Genomic DNA, 11,524 nt, shown 5'->3' with positions numbered 1-11,524 from the left:
CGCTGAAGGGTCGCGATGAACCCCTTCTCGCGTTCCTGGACCGCGCTGCTCGCCGCAGTCGCCGGCCTCCCGGACGAGGACTTCGAACGCCCGTCCGGCTGCAGGGGCTGGCTCGTACGGGACCTGGTGTGCCACCTGGTCATCGACGCACAGGACGTCCTGATCACGCTGGTCACACCCGCCGACACCGAACCGACGGCGGACGCGGTCACGTACTGGAACCTGGTCGACCCGCCGACCGGCGAGGACCCGCTGGACGCGCTGATCCCCCGTCTGGCAGCCGCGTACGGTGACCCGGCGCTGCTCAGGTTCCATCTGGACGACGTGGGGTCCGCAGCCGGACGCGCCGCCGGACTGGCCGACCCCGCGGCCCGCGTGAGCACCCAGGACAAGGTCCTGACCGTCGGCGACTACCTCTCCGCGTACGTCCTCGAATGGGCCCTGCACCACCTGGACCTGATCGCGCACCTGCCGTCGGCCGCCGAACCGCCCGCCGACACCCTCGCGGTGGCCCGCACGGCCCTGGAGCGGATCGCCGGGGCCGCGTTCCCCGCCGCGTTCTCCGACGCGGACGCACTGCTGATCGGCACGGGACGCCGTGCGCCGACCGCTGGGGAGAGAACCGCGCTGGGCGATCTCGCCGGGCGGCTCCCGTTCGTCCTCGGCTGAGCGGGGAGGGGGTCCGGTGCCGCAGCGCGGGCCCGGCGTGGTGCCGTCCGGGCCCGCCGAAGGGCGAAGGCGGCGGCCCCGGGGATCGGGGGGCCGCCGCCTTCGGTACGGGGGGTGTGGGACCCGGATCAGTACCAGTGGTTGGTCTGCCAGAAGTCCCAGGCGGCGCAGGGGCTGCCGTAGCGGCTGTTCATGTAGTCCAGACCCCACTTGATCTGGGTGGCGGGGTTGGTCTTCCAGTCGGGACCGGCCGAGGCCATCTTGGAGGCCGGCAGGGCCTGGACCAGGCCGTAGGCGCCGCTGGAGGCGTTGGTGGCGGTCACGTTCCAGCTGCTCTCGTGCTGGACGATGTTCGAGAAGCACTGGTACTGCGCCGAGTCGCCGATCATCTGCTTCGCGGTCGCCTGGGCCGAGGCGGCCGTCGTCGGCGCGGCCTGCGCGGGTGCGGCGGCGATCAGCGTGCCGCAGGCGGTGGCGGCGAGGGCGGCACCGGCAACGGCCTTCTTCGGGGCGGCGAGGGTGCGGAGGAGGGAAACGGCGGACACAGGCGGCCTTTCGGTCGGAAGCAGGGTGGTCGCGGTGCGCACGCCGATGCCGCGTGGTGTGCGGCGGGGGCATGCGTCGGCGCCGCGGCCCGGGAGGGCACATCGGCGCCTGGCGACGGCTCAACAGAAACAAATCAGCGGTTTGCCCGCAAAGGTCTCTTTTACTAACCGGGGTCGCATATCGGGCATCGCGTTCGCGTGGGACGGGGGCCGCGACGCCCAGGACGGTGGGATCTGCCGCCGTGCCGCGGCTACGGTCCCGCTTCGTACGTGACGCGCGTCATGTGGGGTGGTTCACCGGCCCGGTCACGGACCGCGTGCGGGGCCTCACGGAGGGGGAGGGGCGAATGTGACCGGCGCCTCGAAGGCCGCCCTCCGGGTGGCCCGGCGCAGGGCCCGCAGGACCGGGGCGCCGAGGGCGAGGGTCAGGACGACCGTGACCAGCGCCCGGCCCAGGTCCCAGCCGAGGGACGTGGCCAGGCAGTAAGCCAGGAAGCGGGCCAGGTTCGCGGGGACCGCCGCGTCCGGGTCGAAGGCGATGTTCGAGGCGAGGGCGGACATGAAGGGCCAGCCCGCCATGTTCATCACCGTGCCGTAGGCGAAGGCCGCCAGGAAGCCGTACCCGGCGAGCATCCAGAGCTCCGCGCGGCCGCGCAGACGGTGCGGGCCCGGCAGCAGGCCCGCGCCCATCGCGAACCAGCCCATCGCCAGCATCTGGAACGGGAGCCACGGACCGACCCCGCCCGTGAGCAGGGCGGACGCGAACATCGTCACCGAGCCGAGGACGAAGCCGAAGCCGGGGCCGAGGACCCGGCCGCTGAGGACCATGAGGAAGAACATGGGCTCCAGGCCGGCCGTCCCGGCGCCGATGGGCCGCAGCGCCGCGCCCGCCGCCGCCAGGACGCCGAGCATCGCCACCGCCTTCGGACCGAGGCCGGACTCCGAGATCGCCGCCGCCACGACCGCGACCAGCAGGACGAGGAGGCCCGCGAAGAGCCACGGCGCGTCCTGGGCGTGGGCGTTCAGGGCGGAGGCGGGCGGGGCGAGGAAGGGCCAGCCGAAGCCGGCCACGCCCACCGCGCTCACCAGGGCCAGGGCCGCCAGCGAGCGCGGGCCCAGCCGGACGGCCCGGGCCTGGCGCTGCGCACCGGTGCCGCCGGTGTCCTTGGTGGTCATGACAGGGCCTCGCGGACCTGGGAGACCGTGAGCCAGTGCTGCGGGGCCAGGATCTTCGCCACCTGCGGGGCGAAGGACGGGGACGCCACGACCACCTCCGCCGCCGGACCGTCCGCGATCACCTCGCCCTCGGCGAGCAGGACCACCCGGTGGGCGAGTTCCGCCGCCAGCTCGACGTCGTGGGTGGCCAGGACGATCGCGTGACCCCCGGCGGCCAGCCCGCGCAGGAGCGTCACCAGGCGGGCCTTCGCCGCGTAGTCCAGGCCGCGGGTCGGCTCGTCCAGCAGGAGCAGGGGCGGGCGGGCGGTCAGGACCACCGCCAGGGCGAGGGTCAGGCGCTGGCCCTCGGACAGGTCGCGGGGGTGGGTGTCGTCGGCCACCCCGGGGAGCAGCTCCGACAGCAGGGCGCGGCACGTGCCCGGCTCCGCGTCCGCGTCCCGGTCGGCGGCCGCGCACTCCGCGGCGACCGTGTCGGCGCAGAGCAGGTCGCGCGGCTCCTGCGGGACCAGGCCGACGCGGCGCACCAGGTCGCGGGGGCGGGTGCGGTGGGGGACCGCGTCACCGGTGCGGACCGAGCCGGCGGACGGTGCGACGAGGCCGACGAGCGCGCCGAGCAGCGTCGACTTCCCGGCGCCGTTGCGGCCCATGAGGGCGACGGTCTCGCCGGGGACGACGGTCAGGTCGACGTGGCGCAGGGCCTGCACGCGGTCGCGGCGGACGGCGAGGGAGCGGACCTCGGCCACGTACGCGGGGGACGGGGCGTCCGGCGCCGCGCGCTTGAACAGGCGCCTGCCGGCCGGGGGCGGCGCGGGGACCGGGGGCGTGTCCCGGCGGGGCTCCCGGTCGGCCAGGCGTTCTCGCAGCGGGGCCGCCCTGCGGCGCGCGTCCCGGACGGTGAGCGGCAGGGGGGACCAGCCGGCGAGACGGCCCAGGTCCACCACCGGGGGGAAGACGGGGGACACCGCCATCACCTCCGCCGGGGTGCCGAGGAGCGGGGGCTCGCCCGGGCCCGGCAGCAGGATCACCTGGTCGGCGTACTGGACGACGCGCTCCAGGCGGTGTTCGGCCATGAGGACCGTGGTGCCCAGGTCGTGGACCAGGCGCTGGAGGACCGCCAGGACCTCCTCGGCCGCCGCCGGGTCGAGCGCGGAGGTCGGCTCGTCCAGGACCAGCACCCGCGGGTGCGGGGTGAGGACCGAGCCGATGGCGACCCGCTGCCGCTGGCCGCCCGAGAGGGTGGAGACGGGACGGTCCCGCAGGCCGGCCAGGCCCAGCAGGTCGAGGGTCTCCTCGACGCGGCGGCGCATCACGTCCGCGGGGAGGCCCAGCGACTCCATGCCGTAGGCGAGTTCGTCCTCGACGGTGTCCGTCACGAAGTGGGAGAGGGGGTCCTGGCCCACCGTCCCCACGACGTCGGCCAGTTCGCGCGGCTTGTGGGTGCGGGTGTCACGGCCGGCGACCGTGACCCTGCCGCGCAGGGTGCCCCCGGTGAAGTGCGGGACCAGGCCGCTGACCGCGCCCAGCAGGGTGGACTTGCCGACGCCGGACGGGCCGACCAGGAGGACCAGTTCGCCCTCGGGGACCTCGAGGTCGACGTCCCGGACGGAGGGCCGCGCCGCACCGTCGTACGTCACCGACACGTTCTCGAAGCGGATCACGACGGCTCCTTGCGGGGGGTGCCCTCGGGGGCGGGGGTGACGAAGGCGGGGAGCAGGCCGAGCAGGACGGCCGCCGCGGGCCACAGGGGCAGCACCGGCGCGACGAGCGGGACCACGCCGGGGTGCAGGGCAGCCGGGTCGCGGGTGGCGGCGAGCGTCAGCAGCGCCGCGACCGCCGCGCCCGAACCGGCGACCAGCCAGGCGCGGACGTCCCAGCGGTCGGGGCGGTAACGGGTGCGCAGGGAGCGCCGCCCGCCCAGCCGCAGGCCCGCGAGGGCGGCGGCGAGACCACCGAGGAGCACGGGGAGGCCGTAGGTGCCGCCCTCGGCGGTGAGCAGTCCGTACGTTCCGGCGCAGACGCCGAGCAGACCGCCGAGGGTGAGGGCGGCGGTGGTCCGGCGGACGGCCGGCGGGACCTCGGCGCTGCGGCCGTAGCCGCGGGCGTCCATCGCGGCGGCCAGGGCGACGGAACGCTCCAACGCGCCCTCCAGGACCGGCAGTCCGACCTGCAGGAGACCGCGCACGCCCCGGTCCGGGCGGCCGCGCAGCCGGCGGGCGGCGCGCAGGCGCTGGACGTCGGCGATCAGGTGCGGGGCGAAGGTCAGCGCCACGACGACGGCCACGCCCGTCTCGTACAGGGCGCCGGGGAGGGACTTGAGCAGGCGGGAGGGGTTGGCGAGCGAGTTCGCGGCGCCCACGCAGACGAGCAGCGTGGCGAGTCTCAGGCCGTCGTACAGGGCGAACGTGAGGGCCTCGGCGGTGACCCGGCCGCCGAGGCGGATGCCCTGCGCCCAGTCGGGGAGGGGGACTTCGGGAAGGTGGACGAGCACGTGCGTGCCGGGGACGGGGGAGCCGAGGGCGACCGCGAAGACGAGGCGGACGAGCAGCACCGCCAGGGCCAGCCTGACGAACGCGCCGTAGGAGCGGGCCCAGGGGGCGTCCGGGCGGCGGGCCGCCACGACGTACGCGGAGACCGTGACGAGCAGGGCGAGGAGGAGGGGGTTGGTGGTGCGGGTGGCGGCGGTGCCGAGGGCGAGGGCCCACAGCCACCAGGCGCCGGGATGGAGCGGGGTGCCGCGGTGACGGCGGGAAGCGGGGACGCCCGGCGGCGCCGGGGCGGCGCCGGTGCGTTCCCGCGGACGGGCGTCGCTAGCCACGGCGGCGTACCTGCCGGATCGCCGCCGCGCCCAGGCACACCACCACCGCGATCCCGGCCACCAGGCCCAGGGACGGGCCGCCGTCCGAGGAGGCGGAGGGGTCCGGCGGGTTCGACGGGCCGGAGGCGTTCTTCCCGGGCGCCGGAGCGTCCTCGTCCGACACCTGCTCCCCGCAGCCCTGTCGCGGGTAACCCGCGATCGCGCACAGCAGGGCGTTGGCGTCGTAGCGCAGGGGCTCGGCGACGGAGGCCAGGGCCTCGGCGGTCGTCGCGTCCGGGGAGACCCGGGCGCAGGCCGTGCGGCCCGCGGGCGGAGTCTCGCCGGAAGGGGCGTCGGCGGGCGTCCCGAAGTCGACGACCAGGGCCACGCGCTTCGTGCCCTCCCGCGGCGGGGTCTCGGCGCAGACGGCGGCGAAGTCGGCGGTGCCGCGGGGCTCCGCCGCGTCGGCGGAGTCCTCGCTGACGGAGAAGCGGAAGCCCTGGACGGCGCCGTCGGAGGGACGGACGAGGGACGGGCCCTGGGTGGCGTACGTCCACGCCCCGCCGTCGCGCTCCCAGAAGGACCAGTAGCGGTAGCCGGCGGCCTGCGCCTGGCCCGCGCCCGCGGGCAGGGACAGGAGCGCGGCCAGGAACAGGACGGCGGAGCGGCGTGTCACGGCTGCTGCCTCTTCGCGCGGCCGCTGATCAGGAAGCCGATGCCGGCACCGGCGACCAGGCAGACGCCGACGAACCACCAGACGCCGAAGGCGGAGCCCTTCTCGTCCTTCTCGTCCTTCTCCTCCTGGTCCTTCTCCCCCTTGCCGTCCTGGTCCGCCGGTACGGCCGGGCCGGTCGCGGTGAGCTGCTCCACCAGGTCGGCACCGCCGAAGTCGCGCGGGTCGGCGCCGGTGGCGTGGGCGGCGAAGATCAGCTGGGCGTAGGCGGCGGGGCCGCTCCGGGCGGCCCAGTCGGCGGCGTTCTCCTCCAGCCAGGCCAGGGACTTGCGCGCCGGTTCGACGGCGCCCTGCGCGGCGAGCGCGACGACCGCGTCGGCGGTGTTGCCGTGGTCGGGCTGGTCCTCGGCGCCGGCGAGGGCGGAGGTGAGGTGGCCGTCCCCGGCGAGGACGGAGGTGAGGTGGGCGGCACCGTTGGCGGCGGCCTGTCCGGGGGTCTCGGCCTTCTCGCAGCCGGCCTCCGGCTTCGCGCCCTTTCCGGGCCCGGCCGCCAGGCCCTTGCCGAGCGCACCGAGGACGCCCGCCGCCGTCGCGTCCGCGTTGGCGGCCAGCTCGCCCTTCTTGTCCGGCTGGAAGGCGAAGGCGCCCGCGCCCTCGGCATCGCACGGGAGGGCCAGCGTCAGCAGGGCGTCGTAGGGGGACTCGCCGTCCTTCCGCACGTCGGCCGGGTTCTCGCCGGCGGCGGCCAGCGCGCCGATGACGACGGAGGTGGAGTTGGTGTCACTGGCTCCGCCCGCCGTGTAACCCCAGCCGCCGTCCTCGTTCTGCACGGACTTCAGCCAGTCGACGGCCTTCGCGGTCACGTCGTCGTGGCCGCCGAGCGCGGCGAGGGCCTGGACGGCGGCGGCGGTCTGGTTGGTGTCGACCGTCGTCTTCGCGTCGCACGCCTTCGCGGTGTCGGCGCGGTACGGGGCGAAGGAGCCGTCGGCGCACTGCTGCCCGGCCAGCCAGTCGACGGCCGGCTCCGGCGGCTCGACGCCCACCGTGTGCTGCGCGAGCAGGGCGAGCGACTGGCGCCAGACACCGTCGTACTGCGGGTCGCCGTCGCCGTACAGCGCGGACGGGAGCGCCCGGGACGGGGAAGGGGACGGGTCGGCGGCGGCCGGTGCGGCGGCGCCGATCACGGCGACGGCGGCCAGGACCGCTGCGCTGCGGCGGACGTTCATGATCGGCGGGTGCCTCTCCCTGTGGGGGGAGCCGGGCAGCGCGGGACACCCCGGCGGCTCGGCTCCGTATACCTCGACGGCGCCGTGCACCGGCGGAGCGCCGGGCACGTGAGCCGGTCACGGCCCGTCCGGGACCTTCCGGTTCACCGTCCCGGCGGACGGATCGCGGTCGGGTCCCCCCGGGTCGAGCGAAGTCGAGACGTGGGGAAGGGACAGGGCCGGAATTGCACCGGCTTTCCCCCGTACGGGTGTGATGACGACGCCGTCACTCTACCCGCCCGTAGGAAAGGGGCCGGAGGCGGCTTCCCGGGGGAGCGGCACCGAGGGAGGCCGGGCGCCGGGGAGGGCCGGCCCGCACCCGTCGGCGGGATGCGGGCCGGCCGGGGTGGGGAGGCGGTCAGGAGGCCGTGCAGGCGCCGAGCTGCGGGGGCGTCGAGCCGCCGTTCCTGTTCACGGTGAACCCGAAGGTGGTCGAGGCCCCGGCCTGCAGGGTGCCGTTCCAACTGGACTTCACCGTCATGACGTTGCCGCTGCCGTCCCAGGTGGGTGAGCCGTTCCAGACCGAGACGACCTTCTGCGGGGCGGTCAGCGTGACGTTCACGCTCCAGCCGCTGATCGGCGAACTGCCCGCGGTGACGGTGACCTTGCCGTTGTAGCCGCCGCCCCAGTCCTCCGCCGTGGTGTAGGTGGCGGTGCAGGCCGCGCCCGGATCGCCCGGGCCGCCGGGGTCGCCGCCGGAGGAGCCGCCGAGCGCGCTCAGCACGGCGTGGTAGGCGGGCTTCTTGTTGTAGTTGTCGTCGAAGAGCAGCGGTGTCCCGCTCGCCCGCCACGAGTACTTGTCCGGGATGCCCCACACCGTGATGCCGGTGCAGCGGGTCACCGCCAGGCAGGCCCGCACCACGTTGCCGTAGTGGGTGGCCTGGGTCGTGCCGGAACCCTCGATGTCCAGCTCGGTGATCTGCACGTCGACGCCGAGGTCGGCGAAGCGCTGGAGGTTGGCCTGGTAGTCGGAGGGGACCGGCGAGTTGCTGTTGAAGTGGGACTGGAAGCCGACGCAGTCGATCGGCACGCCACGGGACTTGAAGTCCTTGACCATGTTGTAGACGGCGTTGCTCTTCGCGTTGACGCCGTCGGTGTTGTAGTCGTTGTAGCAGAGCTTGGCGTCCGGGTCGGCCGCGCGGGCGGTGCGGAAGGCCTCCTCGATGAAGCCGTTGCCGAGCCTGTCCTGGAAGGGCGAGCTGCGCCGGGCGCCGCTGCCGCCGTCCTGGAACGCCTCGTTGACCACGTCCCAGGAGTGGATGTCGCCCTTGTAGTGGGTCATGACCTGGGTGATGTGGTTGTTCATCGCGGTCCGCAGGTCCGTGGCGCCGAGCCCGGAGACCCAGCTCGGCAGCTGGGAGTGCCAGACCAGGGTGTGCCCGCGCACGCTCATGCCCCGGCTCTGGGCGTGGTTCACGATCTGGTCGGCGCGGCTGAAGCTGAAGGAGCCGCGGCTGGGCTCGACCGCGTCCCACTTCATCTCGTTCTCCGGCGTCACCGAGTTGAACTCGGTGTTCAGCGTGGAGACGTACTGTGCCTCGCCCAGGTGGTTCGCGGCGACGGCGGCGCCGAAGTAGCGGCCCTTCTCGGCCGCCGCGGCGCCCAGGGTGCCGGCGGCGTGGGCGGTGGCCTGGGGGAGTGCCGCGAGCGCGGTGACGGTGAGCAGGGCGGTGGTGGTGACGCCCAGGCCGGCGCGCAGGCGGCCTCTTCCTCCGGCGGCCCTGGATCCGGCTCTGTTTCTGATCATGAGCATGTCATCCCTTTTTCCGGTGGGGTCCGTGGTGCGGATGGCGGGATCGTCTGCCGTGCTGGTACTTCGAAAATTTCGGACTCGGTTCCGAATGGCTTCGGAGACCATACGGAGGCCTGGAGGGGCGGTCAACCGTTCGCACGTGGCCGAGAGGGGTATGGCTGAAGTGCCACCGGTGTCACGAGCGGCATGTGTTGACGGAAGGTCATCGAAACTTTCGGATACGGGTGCCGGTCTCCTCCGGTGCCGTCAGGTCCATCAGGCGGCACGCCGTCTCGATGTCCACCTTCACCTGGGCGATGGAGGCGCGGCCCGAGAGCCAGGTGATCAGGGTCGAGTGCCAGGTGTGCTCGATGACGCGGACCGCGGCGAGCTGGTCGGGCGTGGGATCGGTGAGGCCCGCGGCGTCCAGGATGATCGCCGTGGTCTGCCGGGAGACCTGGTCGACCTCCGGGCTCACGCTGCGGTCCGCGAAGGTCAGGGCGCGCACCATGGCGTCGGCCAGGTGCGGCTCGCGCTGGAGCGCGCGGAAGGCCCGCATCAGGGTCTCGGCGGTCCGCTCGGCCGCGGTCTCGCCGGTCGGCGGCTTCTTCCGCAGGGTGGCGTGCAGGTGCTCCAGCTGGTCCTGCATGGTGGCGACCAGGAGATGGATCTTGGACGGGAAGTAGCGGTAGAGCGTGCCGAGCGCCACCTGGGAGGACTCCGCGACCTCACGCATCTGCACCGCGTCGAAGCCGCCCCGGCCGGCCAGCCGTGCGCTCGCGTGCAGGATGCGGCGCCGGCGCGCCTCCTGCCGCTCGGTGAGCGGTGAGGCCGGGGCGGTGCGCGGGGCGCCGGTGTCCGTCCTCGCCGCCCGGTCCGCCGCGCCTGCCGGGGCGGCCTTGTCCGTCCTGGCCGCCCCGGCCGTCTCAGCCGTCTCAGCCGCCTCGGCCGCCTTGGCCGCCTTGGCCGCCTTGTCCCTGTTGGCTTCCGCGGGCATGGGTCCCGTCCGTGACAGTCGGTGAGGGTGGATGATCAGACAGCATGGCACGCCGTCCGTCGTGGCGTGAATCACCTGATCAACTGGTCACAGTGCCCTTACCTGCCGGTAGATTCGGAGCCTCCGAACGATCAACTCTGAAACTTGTTCTAGATGGGCGTCCCGCGTAGTCTCGCGGGACAGTGCAGGGAGAAGGGGGCCCAGAGTGACCGCTGAGGCCAGTCAGGCCGGGCCCTCGGAAGGGCCCGCATCCGACGGCTTGCGACCGCTCCGCATCGCACTCCTCACCTACAAGGGAAACCCGTTCTGCGGCGGGCAGGGCGTCTACGTGCGCCACCTCTCGCGCGAACTCGCCCGCCTCGGCCACCGCGTCGAGGTCATCGGCGCCCAGCCCTACCCCGTCCTCGACGAGGGGTACGACGGGCTGAGCCTCACCGAGCTGCCCAGCCTCGACCTCTACCGCCAGCCGGACCCCTTCCGCACCCCGAAGCGCGACGAGTACCGCGACTGGATCGACGCGCTCGAGGTCGGCACGATGTGGACCGGCGGCTTCCCCGAGCCGCTGACGTTCTCCCTGCGCGCCCGCCGCCACCTGCGCGCCCGGCGCGGCGACTTCGACGTCGTCCACGACAACCAGACGCTCGGCTACGGCCTGCTCGGCGACGTCGGCGCGCCCCTGGTGACCACCATCCACCACCCCATCACCGTCGACCGGCGACTGGAGCTGGACGCCGCCGAGACCTGGCAGCGCCGGTACTCGGTGCGCCGCTGGTACGCCTTCACCCGGATGCAGAAGCGGGTGGCGCGCCGCCTGCCGTCCGTGCTCACCGTCTCCGGCACCTCCCGCCAGGAGATCGTCGACCACCTCGGCGTACGGCAGGACCGGATCCACGTCGTCCACATCGGTGCCGACACCGACCTGTTCGCGCCGGATCCGTCGGTGCCGGTGGTGCCGGGCCGGATCGTCACCACGTCCAGCGCGGACGTGCCGCTCAAGGGCCTGGTCTTCCTCGTCGAGGCGCTGGCGAAGGTCCGCGTCGAGCACCCCGCGGCGCACCTCGTCGTGGTCGGCAAGCGCCCCGCGGAGGGACCCGTCGCCCAGGCGATGGAGCGGTACGGACTCGAGGGCGCCGTCGAGTTCGTCAAGGGCATCTCGGACGCGGAACTCGTCGACCTCGTGCGCTCGGCCCAGGTCGCGTGCGTGCCGTCGCTCTACGAGGGCTTCTCGCTCCCGGCCGCCGAGGCGATGGCGACGGGCACCCCGCTGCTCGCCACGACCGGCGGCGCCATTCCCGAGGTCGCCGGCCGGGACGGGGAGACGTGCCTCGCCGTGCCGCCCGGTGACGCGGACGCGCTGGCCGGCGGGCTGACCCGGCTGCTGGGCGACGCGCAGCTGCGTGCGCGGCTCGGGGCGGCCGGCCGGGAACGGGTGCTGCGGCACTTCACGTGGGCGCGGGCGGCGCAGGGCACGGTGGCCCGCTACCGCGAGGCGATCGCCCTCGCGGGCCGTGACGCCGCGGACGCCCGCTCCGCGGGCCCCGCCCGGCGCCGCCCCGCGGCCGGCCGCGGCCGCCCCGCGACCACGCCTCTGGGCCGCTCCGCGGCCCCCACCGACACGGACGCCGCCCCGGCACCCCCGCGGACACGGGCACGGTGCCGGTGACCACAGCCGA

The 11,524-nt window shown here is 74.6% G+C and carries 10 protein-coding genes; 2 read left to right on the top strand and 8 right to left on the bottom strand.

Annotation, left to right across the window (positions count from 1 at the left end; translation table 11 throughout):
- Window positions 1-15 precede the first annotated feature (15 nt).
- Window positions 16-669, top strand: coding sequence for a maleylpyruvate isomerase N-terminal domain-containing protein (locus GL259_RS12825; protein WP_159532243.1), 654 nt, complete (start codon window positions 16-18; stop codon window positions 667-669).
- Between the two features lie 128 nt (window positions 670-797).
- Here the strand turns inward: GL259_RS12825 and GL259_RS12820 are convergent, their stop codons facing one another.
- The 8 genes from GL259_RS12820 to GL259_RS12785 all read right to left on the bottom strand — a co-directional run bounded on the left by GL259_RS12820 (window position 798) and on the right by GL259_RS12785 (window position 9,851).
- Window positions 798-1,214 carry a transglycosylase SLT domain-containing protein gene (locus tag GL259_RS12820; protein ID WP_159532240.1) on the bottom strand — a complete coding sequence of 139 codons (417 nt, stop codon included), beginning with the start codon at window positions 1,212-1,214 and terminating at the stop codon, window positions 798-800.
- Between the two features lie 327 nt (window positions 1,215-1,541).
- The gene (locus GL259_RS12815) at window positions 1,542-2,390 is read right to left on the bottom strand and encodes an ECF transporter S component (protein WP_159532238.1); all 849 of its coding nucleotides are present in this window, start codon (window positions 2,388-2,390) and stop codon (window positions 1,542-1,544) included.
- On the bottom strand, window positions 2,387-4,048 hold the full coding sequence (locus tag GL259_RS12810; protein ID WP_159532236.1) for an ABC transporter ATP-binding protein: 1,662 nt from the start codon (window positions 4,046-4,048) through the stop codon (window positions 2,387-2,389). The genes GL259_RS12815 and GL259_RS12810 overlap by 4 nt, the downstream gene beginning before the upstream one ends.
- Window positions 4,045-5,094, bottom strand: a complete 1,050-nt coding sequence (locus tag GL259_RS12805) for a CbiQ family ECF transporter T component (protein WP_243762562.1) — start codon at window positions 5,092-5,094, stop codon at window positions 4,045-4,047. Before GL259_RS12805 ends, GL259_RS12810 begins: the two co-directional genes overlap by 4 nt.
- 103 nt (window positions 5,095-5,197) lie before the next feature.
- Window positions 5,198-5,860 (bottom strand): SCO2322 family protein, encoded by a 663-nt coding sequence (locus tag GL259_RS12800; protein WP_159532232.1) that lies wholly within the window; start codon window positions 5,858-5,860, stop codon window positions 5,198-5,200.
- Window positions 5,857-7,083: a prenyltransferase/squalene oxidase repeat-containing protein gene (locus tag GL259_RS12795; RefSeq protein ID WP_159532230.1), complete on the bottom strand. Its 1,227-nt coding sequence runs from the start codon at window positions 7,081-7,083 to the stop codon at window positions 5,857-5,859. The genes GL259_RS12800 and GL259_RS12795 overlap by 4 nt, the downstream gene beginning before the upstream one ends.
- 397 nt (window positions 7,084-7,480) lie before the next feature.
- Window positions 7,481-8,875 carry an endo-1,4-beta-xylanase gene (locus GL259_RS12790; protein WP_159532228.1) on the bottom strand — a complete coding sequence of 465 codons (1,395 nt, stop codon included), beginning with the start codon at window positions 8,873-8,875 and terminating at the stop codon, window positions 7,481-7,483.
- Window positions 8,876-9,077: 202 nt separating this feature from the next.
- Complete coding sequence (locus GL259_RS12785; protein WP_159532226.1) at window positions 9,078-9,851, bottom strand: TetR family transcriptional regulator; 774 nt, start codon at window positions 9,849-9,851, stop codon at window positions 9,078-9,080.
- Window positions 9,852-10,056: 205 nt separating this feature from the next.
- Here GL259_RS12785 and GL259_RS12780 point away from each other — a divergent pair, with 205 nt between their 5' ends.
- Window positions 10,057-11,514 carry a glycosyltransferase family 4 protein gene (locus GL259_RS12780; protein ID WP_243762291.1) on the top strand — a complete coding sequence of 486 codons (1,458 nt, stop codon included), beginning with the start codon at window positions 10,057-10,059 and terminating at the stop codon, window positions 11,512-11,514.
- The last annotated feature ends 10 nt before the right edge of the window (window positions 11,515-11,524 follow it).

Origin of the sequence: Streptomyces sp. Tu 3180 (genome assembly GCF_009852415.1) — a bacterium.
In the GTDB taxonomy this organism is placed as follows: domain Bacteria; phylum Actinomycetota; class Actinomycetes; order Streptomycetales; family Streptomycetaceae; genus Streptomyces.
The sequence above is the reverse complement of the archived record's forward strand: the minus strand, read 5'-3'. Positions and strand labels throughout refer to the sequence as shown.

Excerpts from the sequence above, each read along its gene's own strand:
- GL259_RS12825 (WP_159532243.1), top strand. The coding sequence starts at position 16 with ATGAACCCCTTCTCGCGTTCCTGGACCGCGCTGCTCGCCGCAGTCGCC.
- GL259_RS12790 (WP_159532228.1), bottom strand. The coding sequence starts at position 8,875 with ATGCTCATGATCAGAAACAGAGCCGGATCCAGGGCCGCCGGAGGAAGA.
- GL259_RS12815 (WP_159532238.1), bottom strand. The coding sequence starts at position 2,390 with ATGACCACCAAGGACACCGGCGGCACCGGTGCGCAGCGCCAGGCCCGG.
- GL259_RS12795 (WP_159532230.1), bottom strand. The coding sequence starts at position 7,083 with ATGAACGTCCGCCGCAGCGCAGCGGTCCTGGCCGCCGTCGCCGTGATC.
- GL259_RS12785 (WP_159532226.1), bottom strand. The coding sequence starts at position 9,851 with ATGCCCGCGGAAGCCAACAGGGACAAGGCGGCCAAGGCGGCCAAGGCG.